A 20,695-nucleotide genomic window follows, 5' to 3' on the forward strand; every position below is an offset into this window, starting at 1 on the left:
TAATGATGATTGAGGAGCAAGAATAATCCTGGATTTCCTCAAAATAAAAAGCCTCTACAAAAAGTGCAGAGGCTAAAGTATAAAAATATTTTACTGTCTAGTTTAAGTTAAGAGCACCAAAAGTATCACCCTGAGATAAATCACCAGTTTTAAATCCTTTATTAAACCAAAACATACGCTGCTCGGACGAACCGTGCGTGAAAGAATCTGGAACAACTTGTCCTTGGGTTTTTCTCTGAATAGCATCGTCACCTACGGCGTTTGCCGCACTTAACGCTTCTTCAATATCGCCAGGCTCCAAGACATTATTCATCTGCTGATTGTAGTGCGTCCAAATTCCAGCGTAAAAATCTGCCTGCAGTTCCAAAGCGACGGACAATTTATTTCCTTGCGCTTGCGAGGCACCCTGTTGCGCTTTTCGCATCTGATCAGATGTACCTAGTAAGGTCTGAACGTGGTGTCCAATTTCGTGTGCAATCACGTAGGCAATGGCAAAATCACCACCTTGAGCACCTAATTTATTTTGTAATTCGTCAAAAAAAGAAAGATCCATATAGACCGTCTGATCAGTTGGACAATAAAATGGTCCCGAAGCCGAACTCGCACCACCACAAGCGGTTTTTACGCCATCGCGAAAAAGTACCAAACGAGGTTCTTTGTAAGTTGCACCGTTTTCTCTGAAAATTTTTCCCCAAACATCTTCCGTATCCGCTAGTACAGTACTAACAAATTCGCCCATTTTTTTATCCTCCGCAGTCAATTCAATGGTTTGCTCAGTCTGGTTTCCTTGCTCAAGTTGCTGTTGAACGCTATTGAGAAGTTCGCCAGAATCACCGCCAGAAAGCGCATTAATTATTAAGAAAATTATCCCAATAATCCCACCACCAGCTGCTAGTTTTCCGCCCGAAACACCTCTACGGTCGTCCATATTACTACTTTGTCTTCTACCGCTCCATTTCATATCGTTTTTAGTTTTAGTTATCAGTTGTAAAAATCAGCAAATAATTCTAGTGAAATGTTATGTAATTTATAAAATAATGTACAAGAATATTACATTTCTATGAGAATTTTCTTTAACGATCACGTTTTTCATTTGGGTGTGTCCTATTTCCTGCTTTCAAGGAGCAGGAAATACGCCGGGCTTTCCGCTGTATCTTTCTTGTGAGCTTTGCATTCGCAAGCTCACAAGAAAGGATGCCGCTGCTATCCCTCACACAATTCTAAGGAATGAAGTTTTTGAAAGTAGAACTCTGCTTTCTATAAATTTAAAAAATTTAAAAAAAAAATAAACTTCTGTAAACCAATTAGTTCCTATGTTTCTAAACTTAGAATAAACTTTTTTATTTAGCCAAGTCATCAACAACAAAAATATATTTTAGATTTTAAATGATGATATCGTGTTCGAATGAAATTTTTTTTAAACGGAAATGCTTTACGAAATTGTGATTATTGCGAGATTTTAAAATCAAAACGACCATCTGTAATTTCAATTTTTTCAGAAACGTCATCTTTATTGTAAACCGTTCCACTAAAAGTTCCTGAAAGAATCGAGTCAAAACGCGATACTGTAATAGTACCGCTATTTTCTCCTGATGTAAATGTCTTTCCACTTACGCCATTTTGAGTTTCTCTCACTATAATATATGGAGTGCATGAATTATAAACAAAATAGTCGCCAATGCTTGGTCCAATTTCATATTCACCAATTCCATTAAGTAAATTGTTTAAATGCACGTAGACAGTGTACGAGTGTCCTTTATCTTTTAAATTTGCAATAGAAAATGAGTAGTAATCACCACCCAATACAGGCTCAAAAAAATTAATACCTACCAGAGTTTTTAAACCTTGCACTTCATGACCACTTAAAGAATTTATTCCATCTTTCGGAATCACCACCTTTCCGTTAACGATACATCCTGCCGCTCTTGCGCCAGTCGTGGTTATTGCAGGCAGTTGATTATTCAGAGTTTCATTATCGCTAGAACAATTTATGAAAATAAACAGAGTCAAAAAATAGAGGATATTTTTCATAACAAACAATTTTATAAATTAAAGGTATGCTATTATTAAAATATGCCACAAAAAAAAATTCGTTGAAATTATAATAGCTGCCATAAATAACCCAAGGGAACTACTGAGCAAACTAACTACTCACCTTAAAAAACTACTTCAAAACTACCAAAATCAAAAAAAGCAGTTTAAACAAGAAAATCCCCAGAGTAAATCTAGGGATTTTAATAAGTATTTTACATTAATGCTGATAGCTACTTTTTAGATTTATCAATCGTATCAGTCATAATTTCATACTGTCGTTCTTGATATTCTTGACACATCGGAATTATTGATTCTGGAAAAACCGTTCGGAAAGTATGCTCTTTCATCGGAATCACTTCTACCATTTTGTCAATCATTCCCTGAGGATCAAATTGATTATTCGCCATTGACTTTGCCGCTTTTTCAATATCTTTTAATGAAGTAAAGTTTTCATCTTCGTCAAACCACTGTTTGTAAGTATCGTACATTCTGTCATTGAAACCAGTCTCGAATGGCCCTGGATTTATTGTCGCAACTGTAACGCCAAAAGGCTGAAGCTCATCTCTCAAACATTGAACTATTGCTTCAAGTGCGTGCTTAGACGCATTGTAAGATCCTAGAAAGGCACTTGTGGTTAAACCCGCTACCGACGAAACAAAGACAACTTTCCCCTTTCCTTTCTTTACCATTTTCTTGATAAATGGCTGCGAAAATTCTAAAGGAGAAAAAACATTTGTCTCCATCACGTCGCGCACCAAATCTACCGGAATTTCTGCAATTGGTCCAGTTTGACCAATACCAACGTTGTTTACTAAGATATCAATATCATATTTCAAAGCTCTTTCACAATCCATCGGATCTAGCACATCCAGTTTTATCAATTCTATGTTTTGCTTGTAATTCGCATCTTTCAACTCATCTATAAATCGAGACATTTGCTCCCAAGTATGCACTGCAGCAATAATTTTGTGTCCTTCCTTTGCCAAGCCAATAGCACTACCTTTACCGAGACCCGAACCAGCTCCTGTAATTAAAATTGTCTGTTTTTTCATGATTTTCTATTTTTTTGAGGTTGAATTTACAGATAATACATATTAAACTTACTCTATTTGGGATTTTATTAGCAGAATTGAAACTAAATAGTGTATTCCTAAATTGCATAGCGGTTGGTCACAAAAATTAGCGAAAAAAAAAGTAACACCTTTTTTTAGGTGCTGCTATTATCTTTTAAAAATGATATCGATTTGGAAATCAAGAAATTCTCGAATTTCTAGTCAGATTAGTATAGATTAATTGATCAACCGAAAATTTTCCTGCACCTAATAGCAATAACATTGCATACATTGTCGCATACAATAATGGTAGTTCTTGTCTTGCAAATTCATCGTTGATATGAAAAACAAAGGCTGCGACCAACATTGTAATTAATAGTACTGCGGCAGAAAAGCGTGTAGCTAATCCAAAAATTAGAAGTAGCGAACAAAACACCTCTGCAAACACAGCTAAAAATAAGGATGCAGATGCCCCGACACCGAGTGGATCTGGAAATTGAATGGGACTTTCGCCCATTAATTGCTCAAATTTGCCGATTCCATGAGTCAGCATAAAAATTCCCGCTACAATGCGCAGTAGGAGCAGAGTCAAATTTATATTTTGCGAATAAGTACCCGGATTGAAAAAGCTTTTTATCATCTATTTTGATTACTTGATTAAAGTCCAAATTGAACCATTTTTTGTTGTAAATTTTTCTAGTTGACCATTTGTCGAAAGATCCGTCAAGTATCGCTCGCTTTCACCTCTCGGCATTCCTGATAACTCAGAAAATTCTTTGGCGGTAAATGTAGGAAATTTTTCGAAAAGTGATTTCCAATCTTTCGAATATTCAGCTTTGACAAGCTCAGGATTCAATTTCAACAATGCCATTTCGTAGTAAATGTATGGTTTGGTACCATAAATCTGCTCTTGCTTGCCTTTAGTATCTACTACAAAAATTGTTGGAAATCCTCGAACTCCCATTTCTCGCGCCATTAGTAAATCTTTCTCAAATAAATTTTTGGCTTCCCCTTCAAAATCAGCTTTTAATTGAACGGTATTTAACCCAGCTTTTGCTGCAGCAACTTCCAGTATTTCCCACTTTGCTATATTTTTCTTGTGCAAAAAGACCATTTCCTTCATTTCACGAAGAAACAATAGCGCCTTTTCCTTGCTTTGCATCTCTGCTGCTTTAAAGGCAATTGATGGAGGATATGAAGAATCTAAAGGATCTTCCAGCCATAAGTCACCATCAATAGGCATATCATAATGTACGCTTACCTCATCCCAATGACTCGCCACATCGGAAGGTTTTCCTATTCCACCACTATTGTAATTCCAATCGGGTAGCAATCCGCCCATTCTGTACTCTACCTCAATAGAATTTCCGTATTCTAATTTAAGCTTTCGCAACTGCGGCTCAATCCCCCAACAAGATGAACAAATGGGATCAGTGAAATAAATAAGTTTTAGGGATCTATTTCCAAAAGTCTCTTCGAGAGTAACAGTAGAGGGTTTACTATCCAAATCAATTTCGCACATGCCAGTTTCAATATCGCATATCAATGGATTAACATTTAAATCGTCATTTTTCATTTTCGGTGAATTTATTTAAAAAAATATTTTAATTTTTTCTGTCTAGTAAAACATAGCAAGATAGCACTATCTCCATAGCTTTCATAATCACAATTTTTTTTGAATTTATAAACTTCTCAAATAATACACCAATTAAGAATGCGACTGATCTTACTATCTCAACATGATTTTTGAACAAATGATTGCCGAGATGCTCAGAACTTTGCGAAATATTTAATATATACGTATTTTTGCTATATAAAATATATAATTCGCAATATGAATTTTATATTAAATTTAAACTAATTTAAAATATTTAGAAAAAACAATTACAAATTATGAAAAAGATTTACTTTTTATTGGCTGCATGCCTGTTGAACACTACTTTGTCTACTGCTCAAGAATTCTATTCGTTTGAAGCAGAAGAAGGATATTTATTAGGAGATATCAATAATCAACAAGGTTGGATCACTACAAGTCTTGGTGGAAGCGATTATACAGCCATGCAAGTTGTTACAGAAGCACAAGCAAAAGTTGGCAGCAGATCACTAAAAATTGCTTATGATCCGTTAGCTACATTCCAGCCAATTCCAATTATGGGTGCTTTCAAATCATTATTGACACCTTTGAATAAGGCAAATTTCTCTATGAGTTATAGCATCCAAATGACCAATGCGCCGGGAACAAATTCGTCTATTTTTGCATTATCGTGCGGAAGTGTAGCTGAGCAAAAATTGGTAATGGAAGTTTATTTTTCTTATGATGGTAAAATTCTTGTTTTAGAAAATGCTGATACAGAATTTACAGTTACCCAAATTGGCACTTGGCAAGAAGGAGTATGGTATGATGTGGCAATTTCTGGAGGCGCAACAAGCGTTACATACTCGTTAAATGGTGTTGAAAAACATCAAGGAACTTTGTTATACAATATGGATGAGTTGAGATTTGCTCATGACAATTATTCGGGATCTGCTTATATTGATAACGTAAATATAGCGCATACTGCTTTGGGAACTGCTAATTATGACCTAGCCAAAGAATGGAATATTTCTCCAAACCCAGTTGAGAGCATATTAAATTTAGCAGATTTACAAAATGTAGAAAATCTTACTATCACTGATTTAACTGGTAAAAAATTATTCGAATCTAACAATAGTTTAGAGCAAATTCAAGTAGATTTCTTGTCAAAAGGTATTTACATTTTGACAGTTAAAACTACAGAAGCGGTAATTTCTAGAAAATTTATAAAAACTAAGTAAATTTAAATTACAATTTGAAGGCGGGAATTTCTACGAAATTCCCGCCTTTTTTTTATACAAAAAATTTAAATAATCTTTGCTAACCACTTGACAAGCAATACTCTATTACACATTTAGTTCATTATTTTAAAATTAGAATAATTTTTCAAAACCTCTATAAAAATTCACTTTTATAGATTTTAATTAAAAATTTATAATTAACTAAAAAACGATCAAACAGTTGCAATTTTTCTTAGAGAGGAGACTTTATAATCAGTATCTTACAGTTATTCAATAAACCTTTAAAATAAAGATATGAGCGTTACCAATTCTACTGTAAAGGCAAAGGATGTATTTCCTTGGCTAATTATGATCTTAATGTCATCGGTTACTTTCGTAGGGATTCTATCAGAACTAATGCCCTCAGGAGTGCTGCCGTTAATGATGGCAGATTTAAATATTAACGAAGTGCAGACCGGAAATTTGGTAGGCTATTACGCAATTGCATCGGCAATTTTTGCAATTCCGCTTATTTCACTTACGATGCAATACAATAGAAAAATGTTGTTAATGATTCTGCTAGGTGGTTTTGCAGTTTCAAATATTGCAGCAGGATTTATGCACAATTATATGATTATTATTGTACTGAGAGTAATTGGAGGAATTTGTGCAGGGGTAATGTGGCCAATGATTGCGGCTTATGGAATGCGATTAGTTGACGAGAAACATCACGGAAAAGCGATTGCGGTGATAATGGCAGGAACTACGTTGGGAATTAGTCTTGGGATGCCAATTATGACTTCTATAGGAAACAGTTACGGCTGGAGAACCGAATTTATTGGACTGGGAGTGGTGATTATTCTTATTGCAATTATAAGCTATTTTGCACTGCCTTCTATGCCTGGAGAGCGATTGACCAAAAGTTCTTCGCCCTTTGCACTATTAAAAATTCCCGCCGTTCTAATTGTTCTGTTGCTTACATTGTTGGGAGTAATCGCGCACTACGGCGTTTATGTATACATTACAAGTCTGGTAGATGAAATTCAACTTTCGGGCGGAGTGGAAAGGGCTTTACTCTATTTCGGAATTGGGTCATTAATCTCAGTATTATTGGCAATAAAGTATACCGATAAATATTTGCGATTGCTTACCGTAGCGATGTTTGCTTTGCTTATCATCTCTATGTCTCTCTTTCTTTTTTCTAGCGAAAGTTCTTGGATTGGACATTTTGCATTCTTTCTATGGGGACTTTCTTTTGGTCCCTTGGTAACTTTATTGCAAGCTGCCGTTAGCAGGCAGGTGGAAACCGCCAAAGATGTAGCAACGTCGGTACAATCTTCGGTTTTTAATCTATCTATTATGATTGCATCTTCAGTTGCAGGTTTACTCTTGGGGATTTATTCGCCGATGAGTTTAGTTTATTTAGCAATTGGATTGTCGATACCAGGTTTGATAATTTCAATTATTTCGAAAAAAGCATTAGGTCCGCAACTTTAATTATTTTTATAAAAAGTAATACTATGTCCGAATTCTGGGAAGAGTCGTTTAAGGAAAAGCAAGAAATGTGGGGTTTTGAACCTTCAAAATCAACGGTCATAACAAACGAAATTTTCCTGAAAAATGGAATAAAAGATATCCTCGTACTTGGAATTGGCTACGGCCGAAATGCTCAACTTTTTATAACTAATAAAATGAAAGTTACAGGAATTGAAATTTCTGAAACCGCAATATCTTTAGCTCATAAACATCTTGGAAATGGTATAATAATCCATCACGGATCTATAACCGAAATGCCATATGACGACGAAACCTATGATGGAATTTATTGCTATGCAGTACTTCATTTCTTGGATTATGATGAGCGGCAGAAACTTTTGCAAGATTGTTATAATCAATTAGAGAATAATGGTAAAATGGTTTTTGCCACAATTTCTAAATCGGCAGAAATGTATGGAAGGGGAAGGGTGGTAAGTACAAATAGATTTGAAATTTTTGACGGTCTAAAAATGTTCTTCTACGATCTCGACACTATACAAAAAGAATTTGCTTTGTTTGGATTAATTGAAATCAAAGAGGTTGACGATATTTTTCCGTTTTTCTTGATACAATGCCAGAAAGTTAAGATGTAAAAAATAAAATATAAAGAAAAAAAGACTGCTATCAATTTGAAGGCAGTCTTTTTGTATTTAAAGTAAAAGCTTAAATTATAATTTTAAAGGAATATCATACTTCATTTCTTGGCGTCTAAATAAGAACTCTCCATTTCGCACAGAAGCCAATACATCCACACGTTTGCGAATAGCTTCGTAGACTGTAGACTCATTCAGTACAATAAAGTTTGCTGCTTTGCCAACCTCAAGACCGTATGTCTCTTGAAGATTCAAACATCTCGCTCCGTTGTAAGTAATTAAATCAAAGACTTTTTCAATTTCTGGTGCCGACATTGTTTGTGCCAAGTGAATTCCGTTGTCCAAAATATTCATCATATTTCCATTTCCCATAGGATACCAAGGATCATTGATAGAGTCTTGTCCAAAGGAAACATTAATTCCATTTTCCATAAATTCTTTTACTCTTGTCAATCCACGTCGTTTTGGATAGGTATCTTGACGTCCTTGTAAATAAGCATTTTCGGTAGGTAGCGAAATAAAGTTCATCTTACTCTTTTTGAATAAATCCATCATTCTATAAGCATAAGAATTATCTGCAGATCCAAAGGAGCAGGTATGACTTGCCGTGGTTCGAGTACCGTAATCTTCCATCAAAACAAGTGCATTTAACAATTCCACAAATCTTGAATTGGGATCATCTGTTTCATCACAATGAACGTCGATTAATTTATCGTATTTTAAACCTAATTTCACAATATCGTGAATAGATTGCTCTCCAAACTCTCTCGCTGGTTCGTAATGGGGAATTCCACCCACTACATCAGCGCCCATTTTAAGGGCTTCTTCAACTAATTCTCGTCCGCCTTTGTAAGTATACATTCCTTGCTGCGGGAAAGCAACAATTTGAATATCTACAATATCTTTTAAATCTTGTTTCATTTCCAGCATCGCTTTTAACGCTGTGAAGTTGGGATCAGTTACATCAATATGAGTTCTGATATGCTGAACTCCTTGAGAAACTTCATCGTGTATTCCTTTTATAGCCAATTTTTTTACGCTCTCAACGGTCAAGGTTTCTTTGAATTTTGGCCAAAGTTCTATTGCCTCAAATAATGTTCCTGATCCTGCACCTTCCTGACCAAGTTCTGACAAAGTATAAACATAATCCAAGTGTAAATGTGGATCTACATAAGGTGGCATCACCAATTTTCCGCCAAGGTCAATTTCCTCTTCACATTTTGGTAAATTTTTACCAATCTGAACAATTTTACCATTCTCAACTATCATTTCAGTTGCTGCATCGTTGCGATAAATTTTCGCATTAAAAAACTTCTTCTTCATAAAATGTGTTGTTTTAATTTTTAATTTGGAAAATAATAAATTATATAATATGTTATAATGCTTAAATATAAATAGATATGAGATTAATATTTAAATATAAAACTCTTGAATTTGAATTAAAATGTAGAGGCAGTTAATTCCGAAATTTACTAAATCACTTATTTGCTTAGATCTAACAATATCTTCACTTCTGACGGATCGTTGACCAGTTTTTCAAAACCATTTTCAACAATTTCGTCCAAAGGAATAACGCTAGTTACTAATTTTTCTACTGCTAGCCTGCCGCTAGTAATTAAAGCAATAACTTCTGGAAAGATATATCGATATGCGGCCGTTCCAATAATGGTCAATTCTCAATGTCTAGTTTAAAGCGTCGTGCAAAACTGATTTTCCAAATAAAGCTACCAAAATTGCAGTACCACCATTTCTTAGACTGCTCATTTTTCCAAAATATCTAAGTCTATCTTTGTGAATTAGTAATTATGCAAGAATGTCGGACCTAAGTAGTAGCGTAAGCCCAAGTTTTTAAAATACATAAAATTTTCTATAATTAGATGTTTATGTTAAACAGTTGGCTATATATTAAAGAATTATCATTTTAAAATAAAACCACAACAATTAAATGTCATGGTTTTATATAAAATTTAAAAATATTTGAGGTTTAACTTATCCATTACTCGGCCTCGGAGCCCATCTATCGTAAGGCGTTAGATCAAAGTTATTTACTTCATCCATAGTTAAACCTAAAGATTTTGCTACGCCTTCGCCATATTCAGGATCTGCTTTATAACAATTTCTTATATGTCGAATCTGGATAAACTTGTCTGCACCTCCTACTTGAGCTGCAGTATTATCAAATAAATACTGTGCTTTACCATCTGCCTTTATAATGCGGAAAAGATTCCCTGGTTGGGTAAAGTAATCTTCGTCATCATCTCGGAAATTATGCGCATAAGCAGATCCATCCAATTCTAATGGTGGTTCTTTCGCTTCAGGTTGTTCCTGCCACTCACCAAAACTATTCGGGTTGTAATGCTTAGCAGCGCCATAATTTCCGTCCACTCGCATCGCTCCATCTCTATGGAAGGAGTGATAAGGGCAAGTTGGCTTATTTACCGGGATTTGGTAGTGATTTACGCCCAATCTGTAACGTTGCGCATCTCCGTAAGAAAACAATCGTCCTTGCAGCATCTTGTCGGGCGAGAATCCGATTCCAGGAACGATATTCGTGGGATTAAAAGCAGCTTGCTCCACATCTTGAAAATAATTTTCTGGATTTCTATTCAACTCAAACTCTCCAACTGGAATCAGTGGAAAGTCTTTTTTAGACCAAACTTTGGTAAGATCGAAAGGATGGAATCGATATGTTTTAGCTTCTTCCTCAGTCATCACCTGAATAAACATTCTCCATCTTGGAAAATCTTTCCTTTCGATAGCATCAAAAAGATCTCTCTGCGAAGATTCTCTGTCCACTCCCACAAGCTCTACAGCTTCTTTATCTGTGTAATTTTCAATTCCCTGCTGCGTAACGTAGTGAAATTTTACCCAATGTCTTTTATTTTCGGCATTAATAAAACTATACGTATGACTTCCAAATCCGTGCATATTTCTGAACCCCTTTGGAATACCTCGGTCGCTCATAATTATTGTTACCTGATGCAATGCTTCTGGAAGTAAGGTCCAAAAATCCCAATTGTTATTGGCGCTTCTTAAATTTGTTTTAGGATCTCTTTTTACAGCGTGATTTAAATCTGGAAACTTCATTGGGTCGCGAAAGAAGAATACAGGCGTGTTGTTTCCAACCATATCCCAAATTCCTTCTTCGGTATAAAATTTTAATGCAAAACCACGAATGTCTCTCTCGGCATCGGCCGCACCCCGTTCTCCAGCAACGGTTGAGAATCGGCTAAACATTTCAGTTTTCTTCCCAATTTCAGAAAAAATCTTTGCTTTTGTATATTTTGTAATGTCGTGAGTTACGGTAAAGGTTCCAAAAGCTCCAGATCCTTTTGCGTGCATACGTCTTTCTGGAATTACCTCTCTGTCAAAATTGGCCATTTTTTCCAAAAACCAAGCGTCTTGCATTAACATTGGTCCACGAGGACCAGCGGTCTGAACATTCTGATTGTCTCCAACAGGTGCACCGGTCTGTCTTGTGAGTTTAGAGTTATTCTCTTCCATTTCTATTAGATTTAGTATTGTTTTTTAAAATTACAAAAATTCTTACAAACATTTCAAATAATAACCCTAATTTTTTACGTAATTAGCTAATTGTGCGAAGTTTAAATAAAAAGTTTTTTCTTGAATTTTAAAATCTTATAAAATGCAGGAATAATCTTGACGTCCCTGTCACTCAGTGCAAACTGAACTAGAACCTAAATTCAATTTATCTTCGGTAAGTTTCAAGTTTTCGTTACATTTACTTCTACGAAGATTTGACTTGCAGACATGCTCAAGAAATTCTACAAACAATGCTGCCATTTTCCATACAGTATAATTGAAACTACGAATTGGATTAGAACAAAGAGTACTAAACTGGAGTACAAATTTATTTGAACAAAAATTATTTTAAAATTAAAAAAGCGATAATGAGTATCTACAAAATTAAAGATTTAGAGCACTATTTTAAAATGTATAAAAAGTCAGTTCGGCAACCAAAGAAATTTTGGGATCGAATCGCCGACGAAAATTTTACTTGGTATCAAAAGTGGGACAAAGTCCTTGATTTTGATATGCAGGAAGCAAATTTCACCTGGTTTAAAAATGCGAAATTAAATATTACAAAAAATTGCATCGACCGCCATCTCTCAACTAGGGGTTCTAAAACAGCGATAATTTTTGAACCTAATAATCCCGAAGAAGAAGCTCGACATATCTCATATCGGGAACTTTACGAAGAAGTTTCAAAAATGGCAAATGTGCTACGAGATAAAGGCGTCGCAAAAGGAGACAGAGTCTGCATTTATTTGCCGATGATTCCAGAGTTAGCGATTTCCATTTTGGCATGTGCGCGAATTGGCGCTATACATTCAGTGGTATTCGCAGGTTTTTCATCCACAGCAATTGCAGCTCGAATTAACGATTCTGAATGCAAGTTGGTGGTTACTTCGGATGGAAGTTTTCGCGGAAATAAGTCAATTGACTTAAAAGGAATTGTAGATGAAGCTTTAGAGAGTACGCCATGTGTAGAAAAAGTTTTGGTGGTGAAGCGAACTTGCTCAGACATAAAAATGAAGGAGGGTCGGGACGAATGGCTTCAACCTTTGCTCGACAATGCCATTCCAAATTGCGTAGCGGAGATTATGGATGCCGAAGACCCATTATTTATCCTTTATACATCAGGATCTACTGGCAAACCAAAGGGAATGGTTCATACTACCGCGGGGTATATGGTTTTTACCGCATATACTTTTCAAAATGTTTTTAATTATGAAGAAAATGATGTGTATTGGTGCACTGCCGATATTGGTTGGATTACTGGACATTCGTATATATTATATGGACCATTGCTGAATGGAGCGACCACAATAATTTTTGAAGGCGTTCCGTCGTATCCAGATTATAGTCGTTTTTGGGAGGTAATCGAGAAGCATAACGTTAGCCAGTTTTATACTGCGCCAACAGCGATTAGAGCTTTGGCCAAAGAAAGTTTGGATTTCGTACAGCCATTTCAATTAGATTCTCTAAAAGTCATTGGGTCGGTAGGAGAGCCTATAAATGAAGAAGCTTGGCATTGGTACAACGACCACGTAGGTGGCAAAAAATGTCCGTTGGTAGATACTTGGTGGCAGACTGAAACTGGAGGAATTATGATTTCGCCAATTCCATTTGTAACCCCAACTAAACCTACTTACGCTTCTTTACCAATTCCAGGAATTCAACCAGTATTAATGGACGAATTGCGGAATGAAATTGTAGGAAATCAAGTAACGGGTAGTTTATGTATAAAGTTTCCGTGGCCGGCGATGGCGCGTACCATTTGGGGCGATCATCAAAGGTATAAAGAAACCTATTTCTCAGCCTTTCCAGGCAAATATTTTACCGGAGATGGTGCCTTGCGTGACGAAGTAGGCTATTACCGAATCACCGGTAGAGTGGACGACGTGATTATTGTTTCGGGACATAACTTAGGCACAGCACCAATTGAAGATGCTATAAATGAGCATCCCGCAGTGGCCGAAAGTGCAGTAGTTGGATTTCCGCACGATGTAAAAGGAAATGCGCTCTACGCTTTTGTAATATTGAAAGAGGTGGGGGAAAGCAGGCTCCAAGAAAATTTAGAAAAGGAAATTAATCAAGCTATTTCAAATCAGATTGGACCTATTGCAAAAATGGACAAAATTCAGTTTGTTTCCAATCTTCCAAAAACCCGTTCTGGCAAAATTATGCGAAGAATTTTAAGAAAAATTGCCGAAGGTGATTTTAGTAGTTTTGGCGATATTTCTACTTTACTGAACCCAGAAATTGTGGAGGAGATAATTGAAGGAAAAAAATAATTAAAATTGATTTATGATCTACAAAAGGCTTTATTCAAAATTTAGAATAAAGCCTTTTTACTATTGTAATAATAAAAATAACTACCCAATATGAAATCTTTCGAAAGTACGCCAATATTTATCTTTAAATATTTCGAAATCGATATCGGTTCTATCGGAATATTTTTTAGTTATTTGATCCAACACTTTTGAAGGTTTTCGAAACTCTCGGCAGGCAAAGTAAATTTCCCGACTATCATCTGCGGTTTGTCGCGCTACATTGAGGTATCCATCGGTATCCTTTAATTGAGACATTATTGCATCTTCAATATCATTTAAATACAAATAAGTGGCATCGTCAGGCAAGCCCGTTTCTGGTTCGCCAACGTACGGTATTTGAATACTTAAAATCCATGGATGCGAAGCTTTAGCATCCCATTCTAGCAAACTTGCATCGACAATGGCCAATAGTTTTTTTCCATTTTCTAATTCTGCACTCAAATTTTGAAAATTATCACTATCAGAATCGTACCGAAAGCCTTCATATTTTTCGACAAATTCTTTTTCTCTCCAAATCAAAAAATCTTTAAGTTTAGAAATCGGAATCAACTCCTCTGTTGCATCTTCTAAAGAAGAAACACTTAAATTGTCTATGTTTGAAATATATTCTAACTCACCTAGGTAATTATCCAAGAATATTGAAATCCCTGTAGCAATCAAATCATGATCTTCGGCTTTATACTCGTGGTAAACCGCTACGATATCTACTTCGTCAGGGTGGTATTTGTGATCAATTGCGTAAAAAGAAATATTGTTTTTGTCAAATTTATAATCGTCCATTCGAACGCCAATATTATTAATATCCAATGCCGGTTTGAAAGCAGAAAATATCCAATTTTCAATTTTTGGCGCCGCACTTACAAGCTCCTCCACAAATACGATGTTTTTTACATTACCGTCAGCGGTAAAGATTATTTCGGCGTGGGTCGCGTCAGACATTCCGGTTAAGAAGAAAAATCCTTCCCTTAATTCTTGCAGTTTTTCCGTTAATACTTCAAAAAATTGAGATTCTACATTTTCAGCCTCTTGGACAATTTTATAAAATTTCTTTTCATTGATTTCAAACCACTTCCAAAATTCTTCGTAAGAGGTAATAGGTTGGTCTTTCTTCCCGAAAATGTTTTTCATCAAACTCATATATGATCAGGCTAATTTTTATTTTAAATATCTAAAGATTGCAACAAACTAAAGTAATGGTATTATTATGAGAAAGCAAAAAAGTTAAGGGTTATCTATATTTAAATTAATGTAGATAATAGATAGTAATCGTGAACAAAATATTACTACTATCTTATAGATAAACTATGTTGAAGTCAAAGTTTCTGTTTAAATTTCTATAATGTGCACAATTCCCCTCCAAAATTAGGAATCATCAATTACACCGAAATCTCCTAGCCCCGATTGCAACGCAAATCCCTGAGTGGGGATTTGCCTTTTGGCAGCAGCGGCAGGCAAGAGCGACTGAAAGAAGCTCCTTGAATGACGACTGATGCGGCAAATGCCCGCTCAGGATTGAAGAGGAAAGCGGGATAAGCTCCTTCTAAAAACTATTCTACAAATTATTGGGAATGCTGTTCCAAATAGGATCGGATGGGGGAGAAGCCACGACCTGCAAGGGTTTCTTGGTCACGGGATGAATAAGATTGAGTTTGCGGGCGTGCAAATGTATGCCGCCATTGCTGTTACTTCGGTCAAAACCATATTTTAGATCGCCCTTGATTGGACTGCCAATTGCCGACAACTGCGCACGAATCTGATGGTGGCGACCGGTATGCAAATCTACTTCGAGAACGGTATAATTATCCAACTGCGCAATGGTTTTGTAACTCAAGCTAGCCAATTTGCTCTCGGGAACCTCTTTGAGATGCGCCTTGGAAGTATTGTTTTTCTCGGTTCGTTTTAGGTAATGCGTGAGGGTAGCTTCGAGAGTGGCAGGTTTATTTTTGACCACCGCCCAATATGTCTTTTGGGTCTCTCGATTCTTGAAAAGTTCGTTGAGACGAGTGAGCGCTTTGGAGGTTTTGGCAAATAAAACAATGCCAGAAGTAGGACGGTCCAAACGGTGCACAACGCCCAGAAATACTGCTCCGGGCTTGTCGTACTTATCCTTTATATATTCTTTTACGACATCTGAAAGTGGCTTATCATTGGTCTTGTCGCCTTGCACAATATCGCCCACGCGCTTGTTGATTACAATAATATGATTGTCCTCGTAAAGCACCTGAAGATTTTCTTTGGTAGAAAATATTTTCATTCTAAGTCGTAAATTCTCTAATTAATATTGTTCGCTAGCATTTGGGAAATCCGAGCTTTTGACATCTTTTACGTAGTTGCCAATTGCCGCAGTCATATCATCGTAAAGATTCAGATAACGACGCAGGAAACGTGGGTTGAACTCATTATTCATTCCCAACATATCGTGGATTACCAACACTTGACCGTCAACGCCACCACCAGCACCAATTCCGATTACGGGAATAGAAATACTTTCGGCAACTTTTTGGGCAAGATGCGCGGGAATTTTTTCTAAAACAAGTGCGAAACATCCAATGCGCTCCAACATTTTGGCGTCTTCAATAAGCTTATCTGCTTCTTCGTCTTCCTTTGCGCGAACAGTGTAGGTTCCGAATTTGTAAATAGACTGTGGCGTCAATCCCAAATGTCCCATTACTGGAATTCCAGCGTTTAGAATCTTCTTAATCGAATCTTTGATTTCACTTCCACCTTCCATTTTGACAGCGTGTCCGCCACTTTCCTTCATAATTCTAATCGACGAACGAAGTGCTTCTTTAGGATCTGACTGATAGCTACCAAAAGGTAAATCGACCACTACCAAGGCTCTTTTTGTACCACGAACCACACTTGAAGCGTGGTAAATCATTTGGTCTAATGTAATAGGAAGCGTTGTTTCGTGTCCTGCCATTACATTTGAAGCCGAATCTCCTACAAGAATCACATCGATTCCTGCCGAATCTACAATTTGTGCCATTGTAAAGTCGTAAGCTGTAAGCATTGAGATTTTCTCTCCGTTTGCCTTCATTTCGATTAATGACTTTGTAGTAATTCTTTTGTAATCTTTTTTAGCTACCGACATAATTTATATTTTTTGGTAATTTATTTTTTCTTTTTTAAAGAGGACGATACATTATACAGCAATACACTATACTACAATACAAAAGTCTCCTAGCAATCTGCCATATTAACCGCTACTGCCAATCCACCTTCTGATGTCTCTTTGTACTTGGTATTCATATCTTTTGCGGTCTGCCACATTGTATCAACTACTTTGTCCAAAGGAACTTTTACGTTTTTAGGATCTGTAGAAAGTGCAAGTTCCGCAGCGTTAATTGCTTTAATTGCTCCCATTGTATTTCTTTCGATACAAGGAATCTGAACTAATCCGGCAATTGGATCACAAGTAAGACCTAAATGATGTTCCATTGAGATTTCGGCTGCAATCAGAACCTGATCTGCAGATCCACCCATCAACTCACATAATCCGGCTGCAGCCATTGCTGATGAAACTCCAATTTCTGCCTGACATCCGCCCATCGCTGCTGAAATGGTTGAACCTTTCTTGAAGATACTTCCAATTTCGCCCGCAACTAATAAAAACTGATTGATTTCTTTTTGTCCTGCTTGATGATTTTCGATGCACAAATAATACATCAAAACTGCCGGAATTACTCCTGCGCTACCATTTGTAGGTGCAGTAACGATTCGACCCAAAGCTGCGTTAACTTCATTTACAGAAAGTGCAAAGCAGCTAACCCATTTTAAAATCTGTCTAAATTTAACTTCGGTTTTTCTAATTTCGCCCAACCATTCTTGGTGATTGCTATAATTAGAAAGTCCGATTAATTCTTGATGCATATCAAAGGCACGACGTCGAACATTTAGTCCGCCCGGCAATATTCCTTCGGTATGGCATCCTATATACATACATTCGAGCATCGTATCCCAAATACGTTGTAGTTCGTGGGCTATTTCTTCCTCAGAACGCATTGATTTCTCATTCTCATAAACAATTTCCGAAATCATTTTGTTTTCGGCATGTGCATATACAAGAAGTTCAGCCGCTTTATTGATAGGGAAGGGGAATGCTTTTTTAATTTCTTTTTTACATTTGGCACCTTCTCGTGCTTCTTGCACAACAAATCCGCCTCCTATGGAATACCATGTTTCATGTGCTACGATTCCACCGTCATTGTATGCAGTAAATGTCATTCCATTGGAGTGGAAAGGCAGGAAGTTTTTATTGAAAATAATATCTCTTTGCATTTGAAACGGAACCGGAAATTGATTGTCTAGCAATAAAGTACCGCTACTTTCAATGTCCTTAATAATAGTATCGATATTTTCGACTGGCATATATTCGGGATCTTGATTGTTAAGACCCAACATCACCGCAATATCTGAAGCGTGACCTTTTCCAGTAAGCGAGAGAGATCCGTACAAATCTATCTGAACTCTATTGACTTCGTATAGCTTATTTTCTTCTTTTACAGTTTCTACAAATCTTTGTGCAGCACGCCAAGGCCCTAGAGTGTGCGAACTTGATGGGCCCACACCAATTTTAAGCATATCAAAAACCGAGATCGACTCTTCCATATAAAAATTTTATCAATTACAAATATAGTACGATTGTATTAGAAAACATCATAAAAGCCAAGCAAAGGCAGCAATGCGGCTTTCGCCAAAATAGGAAGTGGATTTGTCACATAAAAGTGTCATAGTGTCAGATAATTTTAACATAATGTCACAAAAGAGAACTATTGGCGTATTGGCACAATGATTGTCTTATACGAGAAAAGTTCAAACAAAAACCTTTAACTTAAAATAATAAAAATGGGTAAAATAATTGGAATTGACTTAGGTACTACAAACTCATGTGTTTCTGTAATGGAAGGTAGCGAGCCAGTAGTTATTCCTAATTCAGAAGGAAAAAGAACAACACCTTCAGTAATCGCTTTTGTAGAGGGTGGAGAGATTAAAGTAGGAGATCCTGCAAAGAGACAAGCGGTAACAAATCCAACAAAAACTGTTGCTTCTATCAAACGTTTTATGGGAACTAAATTCTCAGATGACAAAAATGAAATTGGCCGCGTACCTTACAAAGTTGTAAAAGGAGACAATGATACACCACGTGTTGATATCGATGGTCGTCTATATACTGCTCAAGAGCTTTCTGCTATGACGCTTCAAAAAATGAAGAAAACAGCTGAAGACTACCTTGGTCAAACTGTAACAGAAGCGGTTATTACTGTACCTGCTTACTTTAATGATGCACAACGTCAGGCTACAAAAGAAGCTGGAGAAATTGCTGGATTGAAGGTAATGAGAATTATCAACGAACCAACTGCAGCAGCTCTTGCTTACGGTCTTGACAAAAAAGGAACTGATCAAAAAATCGCAGTTTACGATTTAGGTGGTGGTACATTTGATATCTCTATCCTTGAATTAGGAGACGGAGTATTTGAAGTATTGTCTACTAATGGTGATACTCACTTAGGCGGAGATGACTTTGACCACGAAATCATTGACTGGTTGGCAGACGAATTTAAAAATGACGAAGGAATTGACTTGCGTCTTGACCCAATGTCACTACAAAGACTTAAAGAAGCTGCAGAAAAAGCGAAAATCGAATTGTCTTCAGGTACATCAACTGAAATCAACTTGCCTTACGTAACTGCTACTGCTTCAGGACCAAAACACTTAGTGAAAACTTTGACTAGAGCTAAATTTGAGCAATTAACTGATTCATTAGTGAAACGTTCTATGGCTCCAGTAGCAAAATCTCTAAAAGATGCAGGTTTATCTGTTTCTGATATTGACGAAGTTATCCTTGTAGGTGGTTCTACTAGAATCCCTAAAATCCAAGAAGAGGTTGAAAAATTCTTCGGAAAAAAACCATCAAAAGGAGTTAACCCTGACGAAGTAGTTGCAATTGGAGCTGCTATTCAAGGTGGTGTACTTTCAGGAGATGTAAAAGATGTATTGTTACTTGATGTAACTCCACTTTCTCTAGGTATTGAAACTATGGGTGGTGTACTTACAAAATTGATCGAGTCTAACACTACTATCCCAACTAAAAAATCACAAGTTTTCTCAACAGCTTCTGACAGTCAGCCAAGTGTTGAAATCCACGTGATTCAAGGTGAAAGAGCAATGGCTGCGGATAACAAGACTATTGGACGTTTCCACTTAGACGGTATTCCACCAGCGCCAAGAGGTGTTCCACAAATTGAAGTTACTTTTGACATTGATGCTAACGGTATCATCAAAGTATCTGCAACTGACAAAGGAACTGGTAAATCTCACGACATTCGTATCGAAGCTTCTTCTGGTCTTACAGCTGAAGAAATCGAAAGAATGAAGAAAGATGCTGAAGCAAATGCTGATGCTGATAAAATTACTAAAGAGAAGGTTGAAAAACTGAACGAAGCTGACGGAATGATCTTCCAAACAGAAAGCCAGTTGAAAGAACTTGGAGACAAAATCTCTGACGAACACAAAACTGCTATCGAGTATGCTTTGACTGAACTTAGAATGGCACACCAAAATCAGGATGTAAAAGCTATCCAAACGGCGCTTGATAATATCAATGCTGCATGGAAAGTTGCAACTGAGGCAATGTATGCTCAAGGTGAAGCTCAGCAAGGTGGAGCTGATCAAGGACAACAAAGTGCTGAAACAAGTACTGATGATGTTCAAGACGTTGACTACGAAGAAGTAAAATAATCACTTCTTAGAATTATAGAAAAACCCCGACTAGCAATAGTCGGGGTTTTTTGTTATAAAATAATTAGAAATCTATAAATGAAAGCGA

At 36.6% G+C, this 20,695-nt stretch carries 17 protein-coding genes; 5 read left to right on the forward strand and 12 right to left on the reverse strand.

Going from position 1 to position 20,695, the window contains the following annotated elements; genetic code table 11:
• Positions 1-97 precede the first annotated feature (97 nt).
• The 5 genes from ypfJ to SBO79_RS10605 all read right to left on the reverse strand — a co-directional run bounded on the left by ypfJ (position 98) and on the right by SBO79_RS10605 (position 4,662).
• The gene (ypfJ, locus tag SBO79_RS10585) at positions 98-961 is read right to left on the reverse strand and encodes a KPN_02809 family neutral zinc metallopeptidase (protein WP_318640369.1); all 864 of its coding nucleotides are present in this window, start codon (positions 959-961) and stop codon (positions 98-100) included.
• A 485-nt stretch (positions 962-1,446) separates the two neighbouring features.
• Positions 1,447-2,031, reverse strand: a complete 585-nt coding sequence (locus SBO79_RS10590) for a Riean_0653 family protein (protein WP_318640370.1) — start codon at positions 2,029-2,031, stop codon at positions 1,447-1,449.
• A gap of 233 nt (positions 2,032-2,264) precedes the next feature.
• The gene (locus SBO79_RS10595; RefSeq protein ID WP_318640371.1) at positions 2,265-3,086 is read right to left on the reverse strand and encodes an SDR family oxidoreductase; all 822 of its coding nucleotides are present in this window, start codon (positions 3,084-3,086) and stop codon (positions 2,265-2,267) included.
• A 199-nt stretch (positions 3,087-3,285) separates the two neighbouring features.
• Positions 3,286-3,726: a DoxX family protein gene (locus SBO79_RS10600; protein ID WP_318640372.1), complete on the reverse strand. Its 441-nt coding sequence runs from the start codon at positions 3,724-3,726 to the stop codon at positions 3,286-3,288.
• A 9-nt stretch (positions 3,727-3,735) separates the two neighbouring features.
• The gene (locus SBO79_RS10605) at positions 3,736-4,662 is read right to left on the reverse strand and encodes a ClpXP adapter SpxH family protein (RefSeq protein ID WP_318640373.1); all 927 of its coding nucleotides are present in this window, start codon (positions 4,660-4,662) and stop codon (positions 3,736-3,738) included.
• A gap of 317 nt (positions 4,663-4,979) precedes the next feature.
• On the opposite strand from SBO79_RS10605, the gene SBO79_RS10610 reads away from it, so the two are divergent.
• The 3 genes from SBO79_RS10610 (at position 4,980) to SBO79_RS10620 (ending at position 8,008) form a co-directional block, all read left to right on the forward strand.
• Positions 4,980-5,900: a T9SS type A sorting domain-containing protein gene (locus tag SBO79_RS10610; RefSeq protein WP_318640374.1), complete on the forward strand. Its 921-nt coding sequence runs from the start codon at positions 4,980-4,982 to the stop codon at positions 5,898-5,900.
• Positions 5,901-6,194: 294 nt separating this feature from the next.
• Positions 6,195-7,376, forward strand: coding sequence for an MFS transporter (locus tag SBO79_RS10615; RefSeq protein WP_318640375.1), 1,182 nt, complete (start codon positions 6,195-6,197; stop codon positions 7,374-7,376).
• 23 nt (positions 7,377-7,399) lie between these two features.
• Positions 7,400-8,008 carry a class I SAM-dependent methyltransferase gene (locus tag SBO79_RS10620; RefSeq protein ID WP_318640376.1) on the forward strand — a complete coding sequence of 203 codons (609 nt, stop codon included), beginning with the start codon at positions 7,400-7,402 and terminating at the stop codon, positions 8,006-8,008.
• 75 nt (positions 8,009-8,083) lie between these two features.
• Here the strand turns inward: SBO79_RS10620 and SBO79_RS10625 are convergent, their stop codons facing one another.
• From SBO79_RS10625 to SBO79_RS10635, 3 genes are all read right to left on the reverse strand, one after another.
• Positions 8,084-9,331: an amidohydrolase family protein gene (locus tag SBO79_RS10625; RefSeq protein ID WP_318640377.1), complete on the reverse strand. Its 1,248-nt coding sequence runs from the start codon at positions 9,329-9,331 to the stop codon at positions 8,084-8,086.
• Positions 9,332-9,489: 158 nt separating this feature from the next.
• Positions 9,490-9,681 carry a hypothetical protein gene (locus tag SBO79_RS10630; protein ID WP_318640378.1) on the reverse strand — a complete coding sequence of 64 codons (192 nt, stop codon included), beginning with the start codon at positions 9,679-9,681 and terminating at the stop codon, positions 9,490-9,492.
• A gap of 316 nt (positions 9,682-9,997) precedes the next feature.
• Complete coding sequence (locus SBO79_RS10635) at positions 9,998-11,512, reverse strand: catalase (RefSeq protein WP_318640379.1); 1,515 nt, start codon at positions 11,510-11,512, stop codon at positions 9,998-10,000.
• Positions 11,513-11,883: 371 nt separating this feature from the next.
• On the opposite strand from SBO79_RS10635, the gene acs reads away from it, so the two are divergent.
• A complete protein-coding gene (gene acs, locus SBO79_RS10640) occupies positions 11,884-13,827 on the forward strand; it encodes an acetate--CoA ligase (RefSeq protein ID WP_318640380.1) in 1,944 nt (647 codons plus the stop codon).
• Between the two features lie 81 nt (positions 13,828-13,908).
• On the opposite strand, the gene SBO79_RS10645 is transcribed toward acs, so the two are convergent.
• The 4 genes from SBO79_RS10645 to SBO79_RS10660 form a co-directional block, all read right to left on the reverse strand.
• Entirely contained in the window at positions 13,909-14,994 is a 1,086-nt protein-coding gene (locus SBO79_RS10645; RefSeq protein ID WP_318640381.1) for a DUF695 domain-containing protein, read from the reverse strand.
• Positions 14,995-15,418: 424 nt separating this feature from the next.
• Positions 15,419-16,120, reverse strand: a complete 702-nt coding sequence (locus SBO79_RS10650) for an RluA family pseudouridine synthase (RefSeq protein ID WP_318640382.1) — start codon at positions 16,118-16,120, stop codon at positions 15,419-15,421.
• Between the two features lie 21 nt (positions 16,121-16,141).
• A complete protein-coding gene (panB, locus tag SBO79_RS10655) occupies positions 16,142-16,960 on the reverse strand; it encodes a 3-methyl-2-oxobutanoate hydroxymethyltransferase (protein ID WP_318640383.1) in 819 nt (272 codons plus the stop codon).
• Positions 16,961-17,049: 89 nt separating this feature from the next.
• Positions 17,050-18,477 carry an L-serine ammonia-lyase gene (locus SBO79_RS10660; RefSeq protein WP_318640384.1) on the reverse strand — a complete coding sequence of 476 codons (1,428 nt, stop codon included), beginning with the start codon at positions 18,475-18,477 and terminating at the stop codon, positions 17,050-17,052.
• Between the two features lie 237 nt (positions 18,478-18,714).
• Here SBO79_RS10660 and dnaK point away from each other — a divergent pair, with 237 nt between their 5' ends.
• Positions 18,715-20,607 carry a molecular chaperone DnaK gene (gene dnaK / locus SBO79_RS10665; RefSeq protein WP_318640385.1) on the forward strand — a complete coding sequence of 631 codons (1,893 nt, stop codon included), beginning with the start codon at positions 18,715-18,717 and terminating at the stop codon, positions 20,605-20,607.
• Positions 20,608-20,695: the final 88 nt, after the last annotated feature.

Source organism: Flavobacterium ardleyense (assembly GCF_033547075.1).
Classification (GTDB): domain Bacteria; phylum Bacteroidota; class Bacteroidia; order Flavobacteriales; family Flavobacteriaceae; genus Flavobacterium; species Flavobacterium ardleyense_A.